At 35.3% G+C, this 21,089-nt stretch carries 21 protein-coding genes; 19 read left to right on the forward strand and 2 right to left on the reverse strand.

Features of this window, described 5'->3' with window-relative positions:
- From IGJ02_RS00330 to IGJ02_RS00365, 8 genes are all read left to right on the forward strand, one after another.
- Complete coding sequence (locus IGJ02_RS00330) at positions 1–417, forward strand: hypothetical protein (protein ID WP_430602765.1); 417 nt, start codon at positions 1–3, stop codon at positions 415–417.
- Complete coding sequence (locus IGJ02_RS00335) at positions 414–1,067, forward strand: ATP-binding cassette domain-containing protein (RefSeq protein ID WP_430602766.1); 654 nt, start codon at positions 414–416, stop codon at positions 1,065–1,067. Before IGJ02_RS00330 ends, IGJ02_RS00335 begins: the two co-directional genes overlap by 4 nt.
- Positions 1,064–2,155 (forward strand): efflux RND transporter periplasmic adaptor subunit, encoded by a 1,092-nt coding sequence (locus IGJ02_RS00340; RefSeq protein WP_430602767.1) that lies wholly within the window; start codon positions 1,064–1,066, stop codon positions 2,153–2,155. The genes IGJ02_RS00335 and IGJ02_RS00340 overlap by 4 nt, the downstream gene beginning before the upstream one ends.
- Complete coding sequence (locus IGJ02_RS00345; RefSeq protein WP_430602768.1) at positions 2,152–2,814, forward strand: ABC transporter ATP-binding protein; 663 nt, start codon at positions 2,152–2,154, stop codon at positions 2,812–2,814. Before IGJ02_RS00340 ends, IGJ02_RS00345 begins: the two co-directional genes overlap by 4 nt.
- On the forward strand, positions 2,811–4,004 hold the full coding sequence (locus IGJ02_RS00350) for an ABC transporter permease (RefSeq protein WP_430602769.1): 1,194 nt from the start codon (positions 2,811–2,813) through the stop codon (positions 4,002–4,004). Before IGJ02_RS00345 ends, IGJ02_RS00350 begins: the two co-directional genes overlap by 4 nt.
- A 555-nt stretch (positions 4,005–4,559) precedes the next feature.
- Positions 4,560–5,087, forward strand: coding sequence for an HdeD family acid-resistance protein (locus IGJ02_RS00355; RefSeq protein WP_010762076.1), 528 nt, complete (start codon positions 4,560–4,562; stop codon positions 5,085–5,087).
- Positions 5,088–5,105: 18 nt separating this feature from the next.
- Complete coding sequence (locus tag IGJ02_RS00360) at positions 5,106–5,507, forward strand: hypothetical protein (protein WP_430602770.1); 402 nt, start codon at positions 5,106–5,108, stop codon at positions 5,505–5,507.
- Positions 5,508–5,631: 124 nt separating this feature from the next.
- Positions 5,632–6,423 carry an HNH endonuclease gene (locus IGJ02_RS00365; RefSeq protein ID WP_430602771.1) on the forward strand — a complete coding sequence of 264 codons (792 nt, stop codon included), beginning with the start codon at positions 5,632–5,634 and terminating at the stop codon, positions 6,421–6,423.
- Between the two features lie 72 nt (positions 6,424–6,495).
- Here the strand turns inward: IGJ02_RS00365 and IGJ02_RS00370 are convergent, their stop codons facing one another.
- Positions 6,496–6,693, reverse strand: a complete 198-nt coding sequence (locus tag IGJ02_RS00370) for a hypothetical protein (RefSeq protein ID WP_010762073.1) — start codon at positions 6,691–6,693, stop codon at positions 6,496–6,498.
- 165 nt (positions 6,694–6,858) lie between these two features.
- Here IGJ02_RS00370 and IGJ02_RS00375 point away from each other — a divergent pair, with 165 nt between their 5' ends.
- The 4 genes from IGJ02_RS00375 to dhaS all read left to right on the forward strand — a co-directional run bounded on the left by IGJ02_RS00375 (position 6,859) and on the right by dhaS (position 11,878).
- Entirely contained in the window at positions 6,859–7,437 is a 579-nt protein-coding gene (locus IGJ02_RS00375; protein ID WP_010762072.1) for a TMEM175 family protein, read from the forward strand.
- A 463-nt stretch (positions 7,438–7,900) separates the two neighbouring features.
- Complete coding sequence (locus IGJ02_RS00380) at positions 7,901–10,042, forward strand: hypothetical protein (protein ID WP_430602772.1); 2,142 nt, start codon at positions 7,901–7,903, stop codon at positions 10,040–10,042.
- Positions 10,043–10,557: 515 nt separating this feature from the next.
- On the forward strand, positions 10,558–10,821 hold the full coding sequence (locus tag IGJ02_RS00385) for a hypothetical protein (RefSeq protein ID WP_010762070.1): 264 nt from the start codon (positions 10,558–10,560) through the stop codon (positions 10,819–10,821).
- A gap of 508 nt (positions 10,822–11,329) precedes the next feature.
- The gene (gene dhaS / locus IGJ02_RS00390; protein WP_430602773.1) at positions 11,330–11,878 is read left to right on the forward strand and encodes a dihydroxyacetone kinase transcriptional activator DhaS; all 549 of its coding nucleotides are present in this window, start codon (positions 11,330–11,332) and stop codon (positions 11,876–11,878) included.
- Positions 11,879–11,929: 51 nt separating this feature from the next.
- Here the strand turns inward: dhaS and IGJ02_RS00395 are convergent, their stop codons facing one another.
- The gene (locus tag IGJ02_RS00395) at positions 11,930–12,922 is read right to left on the reverse strand and encodes a dihydroxyacetone kinase subunit DhaK (protein WP_430602774.1); all 993 of its coding nucleotides are present in this window, start codon (positions 12,920–12,922) and stop codon (positions 11,930–11,932) included.
- Between the two features lie 432 nt (positions 12,923–13,354).
- On the opposite strand from IGJ02_RS00395, the gene dhaK reads away from it, so the two are divergent.
- The 7 genes from dhaK to rihC all read left to right on the forward strand — a co-directional run bounded on the left by dhaK (position 13,355) and on the right by rihC (position 20,811).
- The gene (gene dhaK / locus IGJ02_RS00400; protein WP_430602775.1) at positions 13,355–14,338 is read left to right on the forward strand and encodes a dihydroxyacetone kinase subunit DhaK; all 984 of its coding nucleotides are present in this window, start codon (positions 13,355–13,357) and stop codon (positions 14,336–14,338) included.
- A 55-nt stretch (positions 14,339–14,393) separates the two neighbouring features.
- Positions 14,394–14,981 carry a dihydroxyacetone kinase subunit DhaL gene (gene dhaL / locus IGJ02_RS00405; RefSeq protein ID WP_430602776.1) on the forward strand — a complete coding sequence of 196 codons (588 nt, stop codon included), beginning with the start codon at positions 14,394–14,396 and terminating at the stop codon, positions 14,979–14,981.
- Complete coding sequence (gene dhaM / locus IGJ02_RS00410; protein ID WP_430602777.1) at positions 14,974–15,342, forward strand: dihydroxyacetone kinase phosphoryl donor subunit DhaM; 369 nt, start codon at positions 14,974–14,976, stop codon at positions 15,340–15,342. The genes dhaL and dhaM overlap by 8 nt, the downstream gene beginning before the upstream one ends.
- Positions 15,343–15,360: 18 nt before the next feature.
- Entirely contained in the window at positions 15,361–16,488 is a 1,128-nt protein-coding gene (locus IGJ02_RS00415) for a glycerol dehydrogenase (protein ID WP_430602778.1), read from the forward strand.
- 145 nt (positions 16,489–16,633) lie between these two features.
- Positions 16,634–19,231, forward strand: a complete 2,598-nt coding sequence (gene mprF / locus IGJ02_RS00420) for a bifunctional lysylphosphatidylglycerol flippase/synthetase MprF (RefSeq protein ID WP_430602779.1) — start codon at positions 16,634–16,636, stop codon at positions 19,229–19,231.
- Between the two features lie 180 nt (positions 19,232–19,411).
- Positions 19,412–19,744: a hypothetical protein gene (locus IGJ02_RS00425; protein ID WP_430602780.1), complete on the forward strand. Its 333-nt coding sequence runs from the start codon at positions 19,412–19,414 to the stop codon at positions 19,742–19,744.
- A 143-nt stretch (positions 19,745–19,887) separates the two neighbouring features.
- Positions 19,888–20,811, forward strand: coding sequence for a ribonucleoside hydrolase RihC (gene rihC / locus IGJ02_RS00430; protein WP_430602781.1), 924 nt, complete (start codon positions 19,888–19,890; stop codon positions 20,809–20,811).
- The last annotated feature ends 278 nt before the right edge of the window (positions 20,812–21,089 follow it).

Genomic DNA, 21,089 nt, shown 5'->3' on the forward strand with positions numbered 1-21,089 from the left:
ATGAAAGTTTTGAAAATATTCATAACATTTTGGATACCTACAGCAATTGTTTTACTACTATCTATTTTTTCAACAGGACAGACAGTTGCTACAGTCCCTAATATTATTCCAACGGTAAGTATTATACAAAGAAATCTGATTGTGATGTTGATGATATGGTCTTCCGGTTTCTTAAATAAATATATTCCTTATTGGATTTTTGGATTTAATGCACTATTTTTTTCAGTTATACTTGCTTTGAATAGCAATGCAATGAATATTGTCGAGGTTATGAAATATGGAGTAATTGAAGTTTTATCATTTTCGATTGCTTTGAGCATAGCTGGTACAATAAAAATAAAATATTTAACATGTGCAACAATATTAGTTATTGCTGCTGCTTTTTTAGAAAATTTAGTTATGCGAGGTGTATTATGAAAATTACCAATCTATCAAAAAGTTATGGTAATAATCAAATTTTTGAAAATGTAACATTTGATTTTTCACAAGGAATTATTTACAGTATTTTTGGTGTAAATGGTATAGGTAAAACAACGCTTTTAAACATTATAAATAATAATTTAGGATCAGACAGTGGAAATGTAGAATTCAATGAAGGATCGCTTTTTATTGAAGATAATCAAGTTCCATTCGAATTTATGACTGCAGATGAATTTATCGCCACAACATTCAAATTTAAAAATTCAAATTATTCGGAAGATCAAAAAAAAGAATTATTTGATAGACTAAATTTTCAACCTGGAAAAAAGAGAATCTCTGAATATTCAAAAGGTATGAGAAGTAAACTTGTTCTAATTTTAGCTTTACTATCAAATCCACCTATTCTTCTTTTAGATGAACCTTTTTCAGATATTGATTTGGTAAGCTTCAAAGAAATTTCTCGTATTCTGAAGTTTGAAAGAAGTAATAGGATAGTGATATTTTCAACTCATGTACCTAAAATAGCTCATGAGTTAGCTGATAAAATTTTATATCTAAAGAATGATGGTTTGTTTGATCTAAGCCAAACGTTTTCAAGTTCAGACGAATTGGAAAACTATGTTTTAGAAAAGATGGAAAAACAATGAAAAATTTTTATGATACACACAAAGTTATAGCGATTTTTATGTTTATTTCATTTATTTTATCCATTATAGTGTTCTCATCCATTATTTTGTTTAATCTTCAATCTGAAAATAAGGAAAAAGAGTATTCAACTATTGTGATTGATGATCAGCCTGACGATATTTTTAAAGGTATAGTCTCACCAGAGAAGACTGATAATTACGTACTTGACTCATCATTAGGGGAGCTTAGCGAAATAAACGTTGTAAATGGACAAGAAGTTAATCAAGGAGATACTATTTTAACCTATACAGAAATGTTGGATAATGTAAATATTGATATGACAAGTCTTAGTTTTGCAATAGAATCTGCGAAACAAAATTTTGATAATGCTAATCAAGATTTAGCTGATGCTAAAACAAAAGATTCAGAATTGCGCTCTGAATTTTATAAAGTTAATGAAGATGAAAGAAGTGAAATTAACAGCAAAATTGAAACGAATAATGAATCATTGAAAACTGCTTTTCGTGCGGTTCAATCAGAAAAACTTGCATTGGATCAAGCAAATGCGAATTTTACAGAAGCTGAAGCTAAGGTTTCCCAAACTTCTAAGGTAAATGTTGTAAAGGCAAAGAATTCGGGTATAGCAATAGTATCCGAGGAAAATAAAGATGCTGCTCCGTTAATTCAGATTGTATCGCCTAACACTAAAATTATTGCCCAAATATCAGAGTTTGATTTTGAGCGTATAGTGGTAGGACAAAAGGTATCTGTCGAACCAATAAATTCGAATCAAAAATATTTTGGAAAAGTTACAAATATTTCATCTGTTCCTATTGCAAAAACAGCAGATTCTAACACAACTTATTATGAATTTATGGTTAAGCCAGATAGTAATATTCAAAATGGTTTTAATGTTCAAATTCATCTTAAGAAAAATGGCTATATTATTCCTAAAACGGCTATTCTTAATAATCAAGTTAAACTAGAGAAAAATAGTGAATATGTTACAACAACGGTTCAAACTGAAGAAGTGAATGGTAAAATAATTGTTAAGGAAGGGTTGAAGAAAGGTGATAAAATTGCTGAGAATTTTGAGGATATCAAATGACTACTTTAATTAAGCTTACAGATATTGTAAAATCTTATCGGGATTCACATTCAGAATCTCCTGTTCTTAATCATATTTCATTAGAAATTAAAAACACCGAATTTATAGGAATTATGGGTAGGTCAGGCTCAGGGAAGTCGACATTGTTGAACTTAATAGGATTTCTTGATAAACAATTTGATGGGCAGTATCTTTTTGAAGGAGAAAATATTCATGGCTTGTCAGATGATTCTTTATCGAAAATTCGAAATCAAAATGTAGGGTTTGTATTTCAAAATTTTAACTTAATTGAAAATCAGACTATTATACAGAATGTTTCAATGCCTATGAGTTATGCGGGGAAAATTGATTATACAAAAGTAAAAAAAAGTTTATCTCAAGTGGGACTTGCAGGTTTTGAGGATCGATCAGTTAGGCTATTATCTGGGGGACAACGTCAACGAGTTGCAATTGCACGAGCAATTGTAAATTCACCTAAATTTATTATCGCAGATGAACCGACGGGAGCATTGGATTCTAAAACATCTAATAATATTATGCAGCTTTTTAAAGAGCTTAATCAAGCAGGAACAACTATTATTTTGGTTACACATGATGAGAGTCTTATCAGTTATTGTAATCGCTGTATTCGATTAGAAGATGGTGAGGTAATTGAATGAATATCCAATTATCGCTTCAAAATGCTTTTAGAGCATTACGCTATAATGGAAAGCGAAGTATGCTTACAATGATTGGCATCGTTATAGGTGTTAGTTCCGTAATTACAATACTTAGCCTTGGTAGGGGATTTGAAAGGTATGCAATTCAAAATTTAACCCAAGAAAATACAAAAAATATTACGAGTGATGTTAATTTTTTTCCCAATAGCACTAATGATACATCGGATATCAATTATTTTTCCGATCAGGACTTATATCTTGTAAAATCAGTTAATGGGGTAGATAAAGTAGAGTATGTAGAAAACGAATCAGATATGATATATAAAGATTTAATTTTACAAGGGACAAAATACAATAAATCTATTTCTCTCATAAAATCTCAGGGTAGGTCTGTTGAATATGGTCGGCGTATAGATGAAGCCGACATAGAATTTAAAAACAAAGTGGCCGTGGTTGATACTGATTTAGCTAAACGAGTTACTAAAAATTCAGTTGAATCAGCTCTTGGAAAAGGAATTGAAATTGATAGTACAATTTATCAAATTGTTGGAATATTTGATTCAGATTCTGGAGATGTATTTTCTGAATTAGCAAATATCGAAATACCAAAAAGAACGTATGGGTTTTATAAACCGACAGGAAACCAAATAACAAGTATTCGCATCTATATTTCAGAGGGGAACAAACCTTCTACAATTAGTAATCAAGTTTTGGAAGTATTAACTGAGTCTGGACACATGACCTCTCAAGGTAGTTATGAAATATTTGATATGAATAAATTAACCGATGGTATAGGTAAAATTTTGTCAATGTTAACTATATTTATTTCGGGTATTGCTGGTATTAGTTTGTTGATTGCTGGTGTTGGAGTAATGAATATGATGTATACATCAGTATCTGAACGCATGCAAGAGATTGGGGTTAGAAGGGCAGTTGGTGCTCGACAAAAAGATATTCGTAATCAATTTTTAATAGAAGGACTATTATTAACAATCTCAAGTGGTTTTATTGGTTATATTATTGGGTTCTTAATTGCTCTTCTTATTTCTGTGGCATTACCATTCAAAGTAAGTCTGGATCTATTTACGGTCTGTTTGACATTAGGAGTAACTAGTACTTTGGGAATTGTTTTTAGTTTTGCACCAGCTAATTCTGCAGCTAAAAAAGACGTGGTTAACATACTTCGTTAGTCTAAGCGTTTAAAAATTATTATACGGGGGTCACATACAACTGAACAAAAAATGACCATTTTTTGTTCGTATATTATTCATTGTCTAGTTCTAAAACAGAGAAAAGGCTGAAGGGAGAGTTCAAATTTAGATTATCTTGAACCAAAAGTTAAGAAGAATATCAGGGAAAACTGTACCTATAGCCATAGTGCAAAATATCAAAAAGTCGTAACTCGACATGTATTGACGGATATTATTGGCGAGCTCGAACATCAACACCACGTGGCCACGCCTTTACCAAACAGAATGAAAAATAAGAGGTAGTTTTTTTGGTTTCATTTTGTGTATATAAAGTGTCTAGCTTAGAGAAATAAACCGTGTATTAGGATTAAGAGTGTGAGGCAAAACTGATTTTTAGTTTTGCCTCACACTCTTAATCTTGTAAAGAAAACAGCTGATTTTGTGTGATTTATGAGAAATAAGGAACGTTTGTTTTTTTAGACCTTTTTTTTTGACCTAAACTTTTTTTAGGAGTACCATAAAATTGTAGAGAGAAAGAAGAAGGAGTGGAATAGTATGAATGAAACAAGCAAAAGAGGTATAGACTGGGGTTCATTGATTCTAGGCGTTCTATTTGTTTTAACAGCGTTAGTATCATTTCAAGATCCGGCTGGAAATTTAATTGCAATCGTAATGGTTTTCGCTATATTTGCGATTTTGAAAGGAATCTTTGAAATTTTCGCCCGTAACAGAATGAAGGAATTAACAGGATACAAAGCGTATGCACCAATTGTTTTAGGTGTAATCGATATTATTATCGGTGTGTATTTCTTATTTAACTTAAATATCGGAGTTGCAGCCTTACCGTTTATATTTGCGATTTGGTTTATCTTAGACTCTGTTTTTGGCTTATTCGCTTTAGATTTAGCGAAATCAGTTAGCACTGGTTACTTCTGGTTTACATTAGTCGTGGATGTTTTGGGTATCATTTTAGGTATAATGTTATTGATGAATCCTTTATCATCTGCACTAACATTAAGTTTTCTAGTTGGATTTTATTTTATGCTTTTTGGTATCACACATATCGTTTACGCATTTAGATAAGACAAGGAGGAACAAGTAATGGCAAATTATGCAGAAAAAGAAGTAAAATTAGTAGAAAAGATCGGTAAAGAAATGGATAAGTTAGACGTGACTCTTGAAAAAATGGAAGATACTGATAGCAAAATCAAACATTTTTTTGAACAAGAAAAAGCGTTACATGAAGTAAAATCAATTATCCGCAAAGAAAACAAGATTGAAAAAGAAGAACAAAAAGCACATGATAAAGCTGTAGAAAATGCTGAAAATTGGATTGATAGTCAAGAATCATTAGTTTATCAAATCAATGCTGAAATCGATAAATTAGACTCAACCTTAGGTAAAATCGATAGCGATGAAAATAAAGTGAAAAGCTACTTGGAGCAAAAGAAAGCCATTCATGAAATCAAAAAAATCGTTAAAAAAACTGAAAAATTAGGGTAAATGATCGATTTTGAATTGAATAACAAAAAGTGGAGGATAATCTTTTGGGATTGTTCTCTACTTTTTTTGCTAGTTTCATTTAAAAAATACGTTATAATAGAAAAAAACATGAAGGAATGACACCATGAACTATCATCGTTTTAAACTACCTAAAGCCTATTGTCCAAAATGTTCAAGAAAAGTAGAATTACTTTTTCCTGAAGATTCTTCAGAGCTACCTCAATTTTATATATGCTTTAAATGCAAAACTGTTGGACAGTTTGGAGTCGGAGAGTTGTCTGCTAATGAGTTTTCAGCATTTTCTTCTGAAAGGAAAAGAGAAATCCAGAAAACTGTAGAAGAAATTCCCAATAAATATATTTATAAAGCACAAGGAAGTCAATTGCGTTTACAAGAGAAAACAGATACCTATGCAAGACGTTGGTTAAGTCTTTATGAATATGAAAAAGCGTTTGGTGAAAAATTAGGATTTGAAACGATCGATTTTAGGGAAGATATTGGATTATGTAAGTGGTGTAATCAACCTTTAGAAGGTCGGAGAAGATCATTTTGCTCGGATCGCTGCAGCAGGAATTATGGTAAAGCGACTTTTTTCAAGCGGGGAATTTCAACATTGCCTTATAGAATTGCTAGTAGAGATCGTTTTTACTGCAGAGTAACTGGAGAAGATCTAGCGATTACGAATCGGTTTGGCGTTAGAATTCCAGCAAGTAATCGTCAAGTCGAGATTCATCATTTAGTTTTTGTATCCGCAGGCGGAAGCGATCATGAGAGCAATCTTTTAACCGTCTCTAAACAAGTCCATAAAGATTATCATAAGGGCGTTAGGTATGCTGTAAAAGCTATTGAGGAGATCAAAGAACAACAGTTAATGCGTTACCAAGATAAGATGTACACAACAGAAGCAAATAATTAGGCAAGCCAATTATAAAGAAAAAACTAAAAAACGGTCCAACTCCTTTCGAGTTGAATCGTTTTTGTCTATCTCTTAATAATATCTACGACGGTTTGACGGACCTGAAATCATACGAACTAACCAAACAGCGATAGCTACAGGAATCATAATTTTGATTGCAAACCATAACAGACCACCTAAAAGTCCAAGTACAATACTTAAAATAATACTTCCTACGAAAAAGAACCCGATTACCATTAATATATTCATTATCATTGAGCGTTGTCCCATTTTAAAAACCTCCATTTTTTCTCTCGTTCTCTATGAATAAAGTATAGCAAGAATCGTCGATCAAGGAATCAACCTTTAGGCTGATTTTCTCTCCATCTTTAGGCGGGTCATAATCATTGCAATTAGCCAAAAAGAACGTAAAATAAAAAATGGGGAGATGAAAATATGTCAAAATCAAGACTTGAAGCTTTTACAGATGCTGTGATTGCGATTGTGATGACGATCTTAGTTTTAGAATTGCACCAGCCGACAACCGATACTTTAGCTGGTTTAGCTGGAATTGAGCGCAAATTATTTATATATATAGTAAGTTTTGTGATGTTGGCCATTTATTGGAACAATCATCATCACATGTTTCAATTAGTAAAAAAAATCGATGGACGTGTTCTTTGGGCGAACAACTTTTTTATTTTTACGTTAACGCTTGTTCCATTTGCTACTGCCTGGGTAGGTGACTTTATCGATAGTTTAGTCCCTCAGCTAACTTATGGTGTGATGACGCTTTTGGCGAACAGCTCATATTTGATACTAACTAGAGCGTTGATACGGGTAAATGGCAGCGATTCTACTTTGAGTGAATTGTTTCAGCGCTATAATAAATCCTATGTAAGCATTTGTTTGAATATTCTAGGTTTGGTGTTAGGCTGGTTGATTCATCCTTATTTTGTATTGATTGTCAATATCGCTATTTTGATCATGTGGATCATCCCAGATCGTCGAATTGAACGACAATATAAAGAGTAAATAAGAAACGGTATTTTTATATAATTAAATTAAAAAAGATAAGATAATGGTTTAAATAAACTTTATCTTATCTTTTTGTTTATTAAAATATATAAAGTTTAAATTAACGCGGTATATTCTCATTTTTTTACAATATTTGAACATTTTATGAAAACAACGAGGCTTATTTTTAAGGTAAAATTGAGGATGATTGTTCAAAAAAGAACGTAGTCAACATAGAATTACAAAAAGGATGTAGAGGGGATTGGAACAGAAGTCGCGTAGTGCGGCTTGATGCTACCTTAATCCAAACAAACTGGTACTATAAAAGTTATTTTGATCCTGTGTGACCCATTCAATCTGATCGACTTTAAAGTGAAAGATAGAAAAGTTGATGGTCATGATTTTCAAAACAAAACATTGGTTCCAGCCTCTTTGATTATAAAAAGGTAAGGTACAAGTAAAAAAGGGGCCGTTAGTACATATGGAAAAAGTGAATCTTACAAAGAATACAGCAGGAAATAAAAAAGTTTATTTAAGAAAAGAAATCGAAGCAAATCGCTTAGGAGAAGAGATTTATTCAGAAGATGTCTTGAGTCAATACTCAGTTTATCTATTAAGAAAGTTTGAGGTAACGACTGATTATGAGCAACCAGAGCAATTTGAAGCACTCTTAGCAGATCTTCCTGAGCAGTTTAACCATGAATTTGAAGACTGCGTTGCAAAAAGTCTCTATGTTCGCGTAACACAAAAAGCAGTTTACATCACACTACTTTTAGCTTTGGCGCATCCGCTAAGTAAGTTACAAATCAGCGATTTGCGTACTTGGATCAGTAGTTTAGAAGTTCCTGAATTGCCTTTAGAGCACATGTCTAGTTTTTCAGAGGAAGTTCCACTTGAAATGATAAAAGGACTACAAGAAACCAATAGTGAAGTGTTACTTTTAACAGAGATGATGAATCAATTTAGTGAAAATTTAAATGATATTTACAAAGAAATTCAAGCAGTCAAGGAAAAGAGAACGCCGCCAGTAGTGAAAGTTGTACAAAGTAAAGTTGCTGCTAAAGAAGCATTGGAATTTGAAAATGCTAAACAACTAAAAGCAACAAATGAAAAAATTAGTCAATTAATGGAAGAATTTTCAACATTTAAAACTTATGTAGATGATAAATTAGCAAATATGCCTAAACCAAAAACGCCGCCAAAATTCAAAATTACGTTTGGACCAGGTGAAAAAGCAGGGCCAACTGTGGAAACACGCTTAGAAGAAGCAATCAAGCGAATTGATTTGCTAGGACAAAGAATGACCCGTTCAGACGAACAAGTCATAGAATTAAATAAAACAATCAAAGAAAATAAACCAACTCCAAGACCAAAACTAAAGTTTGCTACAGCTAAAGAAACAAGCAATGAACAAAATAAGCTAGCCGATAAGTTAGCAACAACTAGTGAAGAGGTTACAACAATATCGCAACAATTACAACAGATCAACGATAAATTGAGCGCTGTAGAATCAACCGTTTTAGAAGCAAAACCAGATTCTGAGGCATTGGCAAGAATTGAACAGGATCATGGACAGTTACAAGAAACAGCGTCAGAGACCATTAAATTAAATCAAGTAATCAATCAACTGACAGAAAAGTTGCAAGCGGTTGAAACAGAACTTACAACAGTTAAAAATGAAAAGAAAAAAGTACCCACAGCGAAACTAACAAAAAGTGATTCAGCGAAAAAGTTGGCTGAACAACATCAAAAAGATCAAGAGCAATTAAAATCCAATGCGACAGAAATCAAGAAGTTGACACAAACAGTGGGTAAAGTAGATGTTCAATTGATCAAAGCACACCAAAAAATTGCTGAATTAGAACAAAAAATGCGTCAAACGGCACAATCTGCTCCAGTCGTTAAAAAAGAACCAGCAGTAGCTGTTCAGCAAGCACCCATGACAAGGTCAAGTAATACAATGGTGGGGCCAGCTGCCCCGCCAACGCTTCCCAAAGAACCACAACAAAAAGCAGCTACACAAGCAAGTAGAAATTTTCCGACAAAAGAAAGTTTTCTACAAGCAAACAGGCCCGTGAAGTCCGCCACAGAAATCGAGGAAGAAAGACCAACTGTTACTTTAGCAATCGAAGAAATGCTTGATCGAGTTTCAGAGAAGCATCCTCAAACAAATGTTACTAGAAGTTCTTGGGCATTAGAGGAAGGCTATGATCAAAATAGTCGTGATTCAGAAGATGTACAAGCATCCTCCTTACGCCGTTTAAAAAAATTAGAGTGGGACATCCATTCATTTTTCCAACCAGGACGAGGAATGGGACATAAAGGAATGATGCCAAAAGATGATTTTTACGCGAATATTCGCAAAATTGAAGTGTTACCATATTTGTGGGCATCAGTATATGAACGGGAAAAGAAAGATATTTTGTTAGGCAATGAATTAAGTAGTCAACAGTTAATCAATGATTTGAATGATTTTTTAGATGAAATAGCGATACTTTCTAAGAAACGAAAAGTCATGGGTAAATGGATTTATTGCCCGAAAGAAGTGGAACAAAAGATGGAAGGGTATAAACTACTGAGTGAGTATCTGGAAACATATCTTGCGAGACAAAGTGAAGGATAGTAATGGGATGAAAACGGAGATTAGCTAATTTTTAGCTGATCTCGTTTTTTTTGTTTAGCAGTAACAAGGTTTATGAGAAATAAAAATCGATTAAGTATGAAGCTATTTAAACTAGAATGAGTGAGTAATACATTGGAAAGTGGGCTAAACAAAAGCTGGATTTAGCGAAAATTTAAAAAATCAAGAAAAAATATGTGATACCAAAAGTTTAAATATCGGATATTAATTCAACATTGTCTATTGAAACAAAGTTAATGAATTGTAATTTTTGTGAGAAGTGAATCTTATTACTTGTTAGTAAAATATAATAAATGCTTTGTAATACGTTGTAATCAGAACAACAGGTGTTCAAAAGTTACGATTATAAGTAATACAAACATTTATTTGAAAGTTAAACAAGAATAAATCAGACACAAACTGATTCTGTCAGATATGATAACCAGTATTATTTACAAGAATATGATATAATGATTAAAAAAATATTAGATAGGATTAATGTGTACGGAGGCATTTTTATGAACGTTATTAATAAAATTTCTGATATTCTCGATGAAAAAAGGAGATCTAAGCAGAAAAGAATAAAAGAAAGAAATGACAGGATGCGAGCTCTTGGTAAAAATCCAACGAAAAAGGGTTGGGGCACAATGGTTAATACAGGTTCCGGCGGTATAAATAAGAATCCAATTGATCGTGTATACGATGTTGCACAGCAACAAAAAAATATTGCCGAAGAAAAAGAATTACAAGAAAGACGTTCTGGAGAAGTAAAAAGAAAATAGACACGATTGATGTAGAAAATAATTTCAAAAGTCACAATAAAAAGAATAGCACACTGTAACCCAAATTAGTGTTTAGGTTATAGTGTGCAATTTAAATTAACAATATTATGCTTAGTAGCTTTTTTTATATGCCTTCAATCAAACGGCTAGGATTGGGCAATTACCACCGCTTAAATAAAGAGTATCTGGATAAACACGCCAATTACCGAGCGCATATCCATTAGATTGTAAACTGTTCTAATTATATAAACGGAACTATCAAAACTCAAAGGATTTGATTTTTGTGAAATTTAAATTACTTTTAACTTTGTTGTTGGGTTTATTTTTAATTGTTACGATCGTTTATATGGTATTTACATTTGGAACATTAGATAAACATAATTCGACGATAAAGCTTGGCACAACGCCTTGACGTTATCGTTTTTTAGTTAATAATAAGATGATTGATTTTCTAAATACGGATTAACTGGTACAATAAAAGTACTAAAGAAACTAAAGGTGCAGACAGATGACAGGATCACTGATTACGAAAAAGAAAATTGCGAAGGTATTTAAAAAACTAGTTGCGGATATTGGTTTTGAAAAAGTAACGATCGCGAAAATTATGAAGGAAAGCAATATGCGCCGTCAGACGTTTTATGATTATTTTCAAGATAAGTATGAGTTGGCGGACTGGATTTTCCGGCAAGAGGCAATCGAGAAAATCGAAGATAATTTGGCTTATGAAGGTTGGCAATTCATTGTGGAGAATTTATTTGTCTATTTTGAGGAGAATCAGGTCTTTTATCGCAGGATTCTGACTTTTGAGGGACAAAATTCATTTCAAGAATATTATACGCAACATTTAAAAGCATTGATTCGTCAAGTTCTAGTTGTTAAGAAGCAAACAGATGAGGGGGTTGGGGAAGCAGATCGCATATTTTTGGAAGAATTTTATGCAAATGCATTTGTTTCATTAACGACAAAATGGATCATTGATGGCTGCAAGATTGATTCACATCGTTTTTCAGAGCAAATGAAAATTGCTTTTTTAATGGGTTTTGAAGAAAGACAATGAATAACAGCATGTAAGTGGAGTTTACGCTGTTGTTCATTGTCTTTTTGTTTTTTATCTCCAAGCAAAGGCGTCAGTTGGAACACGTAAATAATCCAGCCATTTATCGTCTTTGATTGCTAATAAAGTTAACGAAAGGCCGTTTGTATTATAAGCAGTTAAAAAATTGCCCATTCGTTTATAAACTACCTGAATGTCTTCAATGTCCATTAATTGTTGAACATCATTCATAAAAACACCAAGTTCCAGTAATGGAATGTTGCCTAATCCGTTCACTAGTACAGCCGCTTGGATCAGGTCTTTTTTTGAGTATTGTTGTTTTAATTTGTTTACTAGCTCAATAGCGATTCGTTCAGAAGATTGCATCGTTTCGATACGATAACCAGGCTCTCCGTGAATCCCGATTCCGAAATACATTTCATCTTCAGCTAATTCATATTGCTGGGGAATGATCCCAATGGGAGAGGCGGGTGAAAAAGCGACACCTAATGTTTTGATCAGAGGAATCAGCTGTTCACCTAATGCTTGGAGCTCATCTAGAGATTTTCCTTGTGATGCGGCTGCACCTAAAATTTTATGAACAAAAACAGTTCCAGCCACACCGCGCCGTCTTTTTTTGAAGGAGCCACTTTCAATGGAGCAGTCATCATCTACAATCACATGAGAGACCGCTAACCCTTTTGCTTTCGCCAAACGTTCAGCTTCTAAAAAACTAGCTAAATCTTTTTCAAAGTTTTTGATGATCAGTAAAGTGCCTTGACCATTGTAGGTTTCTTCGATAGCTTGAAGAATTTCTGAGCTGGCAGGTGGTTCAAAAATAGCACCCATTACTGCACAATCTAGCATATTCTCACCGATGTAACCAACGTGAGCTGGTTCATGCCCACAGCCACCACCGCTGATTAAAACCACTTTATTTTTAGAAATCATTTTTTTAGTAACAATACCAGTCTTGGTGTGCCAAGTTAATGTGTCGTCATATGTATAGGTAAGCCCAGCTAATAATTGCTGACGAATCTGCCCACTGGAGTTAATCAATTGCTTCATTGAGCCTCTGCTCCTTTTCAATAATATCTGTTTCTATTATACGCTGTATTCCATTTGAAAACTACAATCTTTAAGTGCAACAAAATGAAAGCGGACACATTTTATTGTTTGTCCGTTGCAACATTTCCCATATGCGAGTATTGTAAACGTATACAATAAATAAAAGCGCAACGAGTTGGTTCAACTCCGACAGAAAAATAGGAAAATATGAGGGTCACGTTCTTAACCACAATCAGATTTTATCTTTTTTCCGAGGAGTTAGCTTGTGGAGCTAGATAACACAATGGTAACAACGTTCCGCTTCGCTACACCTTGTACTTTTCAACATCAGTTTATTTCATTCACTGTGTTTCAAAGTAAAAGCGTAACGAGCTCGTCCGACTAAGGCGAAATTGGTGTCACTAAAGCACAGGCATAACAGGAGGGAATATCATGAAAAAAATTATCAACCAAGCGCAAAATGTAGTGCCGGAAATGGTACAAGGATTTGTCCGAGCTCATCATGAAACAATAGAACAAGTTCCAGAAACATTCGTATTGAAGCAAAAAGAAATTGGCAAACAAGTTGCTTTGATCAGCGGCGGCGGTAGTGGTCATGAACCAGCCCATGCCGGATTTGTCGGATCAGGGATGTTGCAGGCCGCAGTTTGCGGTCAAGTTTTTACATCACCAACGCCTGATCAGATTTATGAAGGAATCAAGGCAGTTGATCAAGGACAAGGTGTTGTGATGGTTGTAAAAAACTATTCTGGTGACATCATGAATTTTGATATGGCAAAAGATTTGGCGGAAATGGAAGATATCAAAGTCGGTACAGTTATTGTAGATGATGATATTGCCGTTGAAGATAGCACCTACACTCAAGGTAAACGTGGCGTAGCTGGAACTATTTTAGTTCATAAAATTTTAGGAGCGGCAGCACGAAATGGTGCCTCTGTAGAGGAATTAGTTGCATTAGGAGAACGGGTTGTGAGCAATTTAAAAACGATTGGGGTCGCTTTGACAGGGGCAACGGTTCCAGAAGTTGGAAAGCCAGGGTTTGTGTTAGCTGATGATGAGATTGAATTTGGTGTCGGAATTCACGGTGAACCTGGTTATAAACGAGAAAAAATCAAACCATCTAAGGAGATGGCGAAAGAATTGATTTCAAAATTAGCCGCAGCTTTTCAATGGAATAAGGGTGATAAGTTCGCTGTTTTAGTGAACGGATTAGGTGGAACGCCATTGATGGAACAATATATTTTTTACGCTGATGCAATGGGTTTATTAGATGCTGAGGGCGTAGAAGTTTCGTTTTCAAAAATCGGCAATTATATGACCTCTTTAGAAATGGAGGGGCTTTCTGTAACGTTGTTGAAAGTAGAAGATGATTGGGTAGAAGCGTTAAATGAAGAGGTTGATACTGTTGCTTGGTAACGCCTGACATAGTTTGAGCGCTGATCAGTATATTTTGGAAAATGGAGGAATTTATATGTTTACTGTAGATAATTTAAAAAAATCACTACAATTATTCAAAGAAAAAATCGATAAAAATAAAGACTATTTAAGTGAATTAGATACGCCAATCGGTGATGGTGATCATGGAAATAATATGGCGCGAGGGATGGAAGCTGTAAGCGAAAGTTTGCAGAGTAAAGTACCAGAAACAGTACAAGATATTTTCAAATTGACGGCAATGGCTTTGATCAGCAAAGTCGGTGGGGCATCAGGTCCGCTTTATGGAACTGCAATGATGGAGATGGCTAAAACTTCGGCAACAACTTCAGAGGCGTTACCCATTTTAGAAGCAGGATTAGCAGGAATCGAAAAGCGTGGGAACAGTAAACCAGGCGAAAAAACGATGCTGGATGCATGGGCACCAGCAATCGAAGCAATCAAAAATGGGACCTTAACAGATGCTTCACTTGAATCTGCCGTAGAAGCGACGAAAGAGATCGCAGCAACGAAAGGGCGCGCGTCTTATGTGGGTGAACGTTCTATCGGTCATATTGATCCAGGCGCAATGTCCAGTATGTATTTCTTTCAATCTTTAATGGAAGCAGGTGTGTTCAATGAGTAATGGTGTAGTAATTGTCTCGCATGTCAAAGAAATCGGCGAAGGAGTCGATCGTTTGATCAAAGAAGTGGCAAAAGATGTGCCGATCACTGTTGCAGCAGGATTAGATCAAGGTGAGGTTGGAACTTCATTTGAAAAAATCATGGATGCATTTGAAAAAAATCCTGCGCAGACCTTGTTCGCTTTTTATGATTTAGGGAGTGCCAAAATGAATTTGGAAATGGCCATTGATATGACGGAAAAAGAAGTGTTACTGTTTGATACAGCTTTAGTAGAGAGCGCTTATACAGCGGCAGCATTACTACAAGTAGATACACCGATTGATGCCATAAAGGAGCAGTTAGCGCCTTTAAAAATAAAATGAGAATAGGAGTTTGCAAACATGAGAAAAGCGTTTATTAGTCCAACGAAATACGTTCAAGGTGAAGATGAGTTATTGAATTTAGGTTACTTTGTCACAACATTTGGAAAAAAAGCACTCTTGATCGCTCACGCAGATGATGTCGAACGAGTAAAAGACAAACTGGATAAAACCGCTGAAAAATTTAATATTTCTTTTGTTGAAAGTAATTTCCACGGAGAAGCATCACGGGTAGAAGTAGCCCGCCTGCAAAAAGTAGCGAAAGAAAATGAGTGTGATTGTGTAATCGGCCTTGGTGGTGGGAAAGCAATCGATACAGCGAAATGTGTAGCTGAAGGACACAACTTGATCATCGTACCAACAATCGTTGCAACAGATGCTCCAACAAGCCATTCCGCAGTTCTATATACAGAAGATGGTCAGTTTGATGATTATGCTTACTTTGTTCAAAGCCCAAGTGTAGTTTTGATCGATACCGTCGTTATCGCGAATGCGCCAACACGTTTCTTGGTATCTGGGATGGGAGATGCGTTATCAACTTATTTTGAGGCAAGAGCAACGCATAATTCTTATTCTAATGTAAATGCTGGTTTGCCTTGTGGGGCTCGTGAAGGGGTTTGTCCGCCGGCTAAAGGCACGAATACGGCATTAGCATTAGCTAAACTATGTTATGAAACGATTTTAGAAGACGGACTAAAAGCTAAAGAAGCTTCAGATAATAACGTGGTAACACCAGCTTTAGAAAATATTATCGAAGCAAATATTTTACTTTCAGGTTTAGGGTTTGAAAGTGCTGGCTTGGCTGCAATCCATGCGATCCATGATGGATTGACCGTTTTACATGACGCACATGGTGCAACACATGGGGAAAAAGTAGCGTTCAGTACGATTTGTCAGTTGGTTTTAGAAAACGCACCAAAAGCTGAATTATATGAGGTATTGGATTTTGCTTTATCGATTGGGTTACCTGTTTGTTTAGCCGATTTAGGGGTGAAAGAAATCTCAGATGCTGAGCTAACAGAAGTAGCTGAAAAATCATGTATTCCAGAAGAATCGATCCACTCAATGCCATTTCCAATTACGATAGATCAAGTGAAAGCAGCGATTATTGTGGCAGATAAGATTGGTCAAGAGTATAAGAACAAGTAAAATCGTTTGTTTGAAACAGTTGTTAGGCTTGTATTCCGAGTCTAACAACTGTATTTGTGTATTTCAATAGCGAAACTGGAAAAATAACCAGTTATAAGATAACATATAAAAGAAAACTTTTAAACTATGCAAAGGTGGTGAGCAGATGAAAAATAGACTGAGGCAACTAAAACACTGGATGAAAGAGCACAGCTTAATATTAAAATTAATTTTTCTAGGTTCGGTTTTAATTTTTGTTGCGAATCAGGTAACACATATTGTCCAAGGAATGACTTGGCAGGACGTTTTTCATACTATGGGGAAGCAGAACCGCTTTCGTATAATAGGAATGGTTTTAGCCGGATTTATTGGTGTATTGCCGATGCTTTTATACGACTTAGTGGTTGTAAAAGTATTGGAGGAGCAAGGTAAGCCGAAAATGAAACGTTGGGAATGGTTTGTTTCTGCTTGGGTCACGAATACGATCAATAATCTCGCTGGATTTGGCGGTGTGGTGGGCGCAACGTTACGGGCTAATTTTTATGGAAAAGACGCGCCGCGTAAAAAAGTTGTAGCCACGGTTTCGAAAGTTGCACTGTTTATGATCTCTGGTCTATCTATTTTATCATTTGTTGCATTTATTGATGTCTTTTTTATTCGACCGGATAGTTTGTTTCGAGAGTATTGGGTGTGGCTGCTTGCTGGAAGTTTTATTGCGCCAGCGTTATTGCTGTTTACTCAATTAAAAAAATATACGTTGTTTAAAGATTTTTTCCCAAAAGGTATTTATCTTCTATTTGGGGCTTCGCTTGGGCAGTGGTTAGGTGCGATGTTTGTCTTTTTAAGTGTAGGAGCATTGATGAAAGTCGATGTATCGCTGCTTTCGGTGTATCCAATGTTTGTGATTGCGACCTTGATCGGCATGCTGACAATGGTGCCAGGTGGTATGGGAACTTTTGATGTATTGATGATTTTAGGATTAGCACAATTAGGCGTGGGGCAATCAACTGCAGTTGTTTGGCTAATATATTATCGTCTATTTTATTATGTCTTGCCTTTTATTACTGGAATTATTTTATTTATTCATCAAACAGGGATCAAAATCAATCGATTTTTAGATAATTTACCACGAATGTTCTCGCAAAAAGTGGCGCACTTCATATTAGTAGCAGCTCTTTATTTTGCGGGGATTATGATGGTTTTGCTTTCAACGATCACCAACTTATCGAATGTTAGTCGATTGTTTAAATTTTTATTGCCGTTTTCTTTTGATTTTTTAGATCAAACCTTCAATATGTTGATCGGATTTTTATTGTTAGGGCTTGCTCGAGGGATTTCTATGAAAGTAAAAAAAGCGTATTGGCCAACGATTGGGTTGTTGATTTTTGGGATTGTTAATACGGTTTCTAGAACGTCTTCTTGGCAGCTGATCGTAGTGTATCTCGTAATTCTTTCAGCTGTTTTTTTAGCAAGAAAAGAGTTTTACCGAGAAAAATTTGTTTATTCTTGGGGAGCACTTTCTGTTGATAGTGTTTTGTTTAGTTTCTTGTTTATTATTTATGCAGTAGCTGGGTATTATAGTTCTCATCCGGATAAAACAGGACCGCTTCCGCATATGTTTTTACTCTTTCCATCAGATGATGTTTGGTTCTCTGGTTTGATTGGGTTGGGTATTTCGATGATCGGCTTGATTACGCTATATCAGTACTTAGCAGACACGACAAAAAGTTTAGGTGAGTCTTATCATGAAGCTCGTTTAACGGCGCTAATCGATAAATATGGGGGGACACAAGGGAGTCATCTGCTGTATTTGAAAAATTATTCTTATTACTACTACCAGGAAAAAAATGAAGATGAAGTCCTATTTGCTTATCAAATCAAAGGCAATAAGTGTTTTGTTTTAGCTGATCCAATCGGCAATAAAGAAAAATGGGCTCAAGCCACATTAGCTTTTATGGATGCTGCCGACTTACTTGGGTATCAAGCGGCATTTTACCGTGTTAGTGAAACATACACAATGGTTCTTCATGATTTAGGATTTAATTTTATGAAGGTTGGCGAAGAAGGAATCGTTGATCTTGCTCATGGCAACTCGGAATCGATTTCTTTAGTGACAAAGAGTATGGAGTTAAAGCATTTAAATAATTTAGGATACACATTTAGGATGTATCACGAACCTGTTTCAGACGAGCTCTTTCAAGCGTTAGCTCGTGTATCAGAGGAGTGGCTCGGGAATGCTCGGGAACGGAATTTTGTCGGTGGTCATTTTGATAGAGAGTATCTCATGTTAAGCGATATTGGCATCATGAAAAATGAACGGCATGAAGTAGTTGGATTTATTACCGCTAAGCCAATTGTTAAAAATCTAGAAATGTCTTATGACTTATTACGTTATACTGAAATGGCTCCAAAGCAGGTTACCGATTTCTTGCTAGCTCATTTCATTGCGGAATATCAAGAGCGAGGTTATCATACGATTGATCTAGGAACGGCTCCGCTATCGAATGTTGGTGAAACGAAGTATTCATTTTTAAATGAGCGTTTTATCAATATATTTTATAAATATGGCGATCAGGTATATGGATTTAAAGATACGCGAAAAGAAAAAGAACACTATGTGACAAACTGGGAGTCTAGGTACTTTGCTTATTCCAAGCAAAGTAATGTGCTGTTTGCTTTTATTCAACTAGCATTATTGGTTGAGCGAGGGAAAGGCAAAGCCGCTTCTCTGGTGGAAGAGGTAATGATCGGGGAGAACATTTGAAGAGGTTGGAACAGGAGCTTATTTCCGAAGGGGTTGCTTCTGCTCCCACCGTTTATTCGTATTTAGGGTGTGAAACAAAAGTGCTTTTTACTTTTGTCCCACACCCTTTTTTCCAGCCTCAATTACCACTAGTAAAAAAATAGGAATAGCGTATAATAATTGAAAAAGGAGGTTTTTGAGATGGGTTTTGAGCAGGTAACGGTAAGAACAAAAGATGAATTAGTAACAGCGTTAAACAAGAAAACAGATGAAATCATCGTTGAAGGGGATTTTAGCCAAACTATCGCAGAAATTAAAAAGGGACAATTAAGTGATACGGATACACTGGGTTTTGCGGTTGGTAGCGGTGGAATCGGTATATTAGTGGAATATGGCGTGGGTAAGTTACTGGATGTTTTTGACCCTACGACAAAAGAGGACAAAAAAATCCACAAACAAATTGAGCGTTTGTATACGATCAAAAGTTTGACGAAGGATTCTTTTTTACTACATTTGAAGCAATTAGACTATTAAAAATAGAAGAAGGCGGGAAGACAGGCACTTTTTTCTGTTTCCCGCTTTTTATATAAAAAAGGGGTAGCTTTAGTGAGGTAAAAATAGCGTGGGAGAATTTGCTTTTTTTGCGTACCTAAAGTTTAAAAGGAAGGAATCATAAAGTGAAGAAACCAAGAAAAATCATCATCGATACAGATCCTGGCATCGATGATGCTGTTGCAATTGCTGCTGCGTTATTTGATGAAAGGTTGGACGTCAAGCTTTTTACGACAATTGCAGGCAATGTCGGCGTGGATAAAGTAACAAAAAATTTGCTGAAACTGTTGGCTTTTTGGGACAAGGGAGTACCAGTTGCGATTGGCTCTGATCGCCCGTTGCTACGTGAAGCAATCAATGCAAGTGATATTCATGGCAGCACCGGAATGGATGGGTATGAATTTCCAGAATCTAAGTACGAACTATTAACAAAAAATCATGCAGTGATCGAAATGTACAAAGTGTTGATGGAGTCTAAAGAAAAAACGACGATTGTTGGGATCGGACCATTAACGAATACTGCACTTTTACTTAGACTTTATCCAGAATGTGCGGAAAGAATCGAAGAACTTGTGATTATGGGAGGGTCTTTAGGTAGAGGGAATTATGGAGTATTGTCAGAATTTAACATTGCTGCTGATCCAGAAGCGGCGAAGATCGTATTTGAAAGTAAGATAGCGTTGACGATGGTGAGCTTAGATGTTGGAGAGAAAGCATTAGTCTTGCCAGAAGATTGTGACAAGATCCAGAAAATGAATAAAACTGGAGACATGATCGCTCAGTTGTTTCAACACTATCGTGGAGGTAACTTAGAGACTGGCTTGAAGATGTATGATGGTTGTGCAATTGCTTATTTGTTAGAGCCTGAAATGTTTGAAGTTAAAGAGTCATATGTTGCAGTTGAAACTCAAGGTATGTTGACATCAGGGGCTACATTGGTTGATTTAGATGGACAATTGGGTAAAGAAGCGAACTGTCGAGTTTGTGTAGATCTTGATGAAGATCAATTTAGGCAGTGGTTTTTAGAAGTGATCAAGAAGTGTAATTGATAAGTATAAAAGAGTGAAGAACAAAATTATCTTTGATTCTTCACTCTTTAATTTTAGATGGATTTGACTATTTATTTTGTAGTTCGAAAAAGCCGATTTCCTCGATTGTTTCACTAGAAGAATCATCTATCTCGTTTACTTGAATTTTATATACAGATAATTTGTCTAATGAGCTCAGACTAATCGATAAATCAAACGTCCCTGTCTCTAAATTATATACTTGTGTAAATCTTTGATTTTCAACTTTTTTACCGTCTTTATATAAATCCACTGCTGGG

The organism is Enterococcus sp. DIV0724b (genome assembly GCF_050531475.1).
GTDB lineage: Bacteria > Bacillota > Bacilli > Lactobacillales > Enterococcaceae > Enterococcus_L > Enterococcus_L haemoperoxidus.

Excerpts from the sequence above, each read along its gene's own strand:
- IGJ02_RS00330 (WP_430602765.1), top strand. The coding sequence starts at position 1 with ATGAAAGTTTTGAAAATATTCATAACATTTTGGATACCTACAGCAATT.
- IGJ02_RS00335 (WP_430602766.1), top strand. The coding sequence starts at position 414 with ATGAAAATTACCAATCTATCAAAAAGTTATGGTAATAATCAAATTTTT.
- IGJ02_RS00340 (WP_430602767.1), top strand. The coding sequence starts at position 1,064 with ATGAAAAATTTTTATGATACACACAAAGTTATAGCGATTTTTATGTTT.
- IGJ02_RS00345 (WP_430602768.1), top strand. The coding sequence starts at position 2,152 with ATGACTACTTTAATTAAGCTTACAGATATTGTAAAATCTTATCGGGAT.
- IGJ02_RS00350 (WP_430602769.1), top strand. The coding sequence starts at position 2,811 with ATGAATATCCAATTATCGCTTCAAAATGCTTTTAGAGCATTACGCTAT.
- IGJ02_RS00355 (WP_010762076.1), top strand. The coding sequence starts at position 4,560 with ATGAATGAAACAAGCAAAAGAGGTATAGACTGGGGTTCATTGATTCTA.
- IGJ02_RS00360 (WP_430602770.1), top strand. The coding sequence starts at position 5,106 with ATGGCAAATTATGCAGAAAAAGAAGTAAAATTAGTAGAAAAGATCGGT.
- IGJ02_RS00365 (WP_430602771.1), top strand. The coding sequence starts at position 5,632 with ATGAACTATCATCGTTTTAAACTACCTAAAGCCTATTGTCCAAAATGT.
- IGJ02_RS00370 (WP_010762073.1), bottom strand. The coding sequence starts at position 6,693 with ATGGGACAACGCTCAATGATAATGAATATATTAATGGTAATCGGGTTC.
- IGJ02_RS00375 (WP_010762072.1), top strand. The coding sequence starts at position 6,859 with ATGTCAAAATCAAGACTTGAAGCTTTTACAGATGCTGTGATTGCGATT.
- IGJ02_RS00380 (WP_430602772.1), top strand. The coding sequence starts at position 7,901 with ATGGAAAAAGTGAATCTTACAAAGAATACAGCAGGAAATAAAAAAGTT.
- IGJ02_RS00385 (WP_010762070.1), top strand. The coding sequence starts at position 10,558 with ATGAACGTTATTAATAAAATTTCTGATATTCTCGATGAAAAAAGGAGA.
- dhaS (WP_430602773.1), top strand. The coding sequence starts at position 11,330 with ATGACAGGATCACTGATTACGAAAAAGAAAATTGCGAAGGTATTTAAA.
- IGJ02_RS00395 (WP_430602774.1), bottom strand. The coding sequence starts at position 12,922 with ATGAAGCAATTGATTAACTCCAGTGGGCAGATTCGTCAGCAATTATTA.
- dhaK (WP_430602775.1), top strand. The coding sequence starts at position 13,355 with ATGAAAAAAATTATCAACCAAGCGCAAAATGTAGTGCCGGAAATGGTA.
- dhaL (WP_430602776.1), top strand. The coding sequence starts at position 14,394 with ATGTTTACTGTAGATAATTTAAAAAAATCACTACAATTATTCAAAGAA.
- dhaM (WP_430602777.1), top strand. The coding sequence starts at position 14,974 with ATGAGTAATGGTGTAGTAATTGTCTCGCATGTCAAAGAAATCGGCGAA.
- IGJ02_RS00415 (WP_430602778.1), top strand. The coding sequence starts at position 15,361 with ATGAGAAAAGCGTTTATTAGTCCAACGAAATACGTTCAAGGTGAAGAT.
- mprF (WP_430602779.1), top strand. The coding sequence starts at position 16,634 with ATGAAAAATAGACTGAGGCAACTAAAACACTGGATGAAAGAGCACAGC.
- IGJ02_RS00425 (WP_430602780.1), top strand. The coding sequence starts at position 19,412 with ATGGGTTTTGAGCAGGTAACGGTAAGAACAAAAGATGAATTAGTAACA.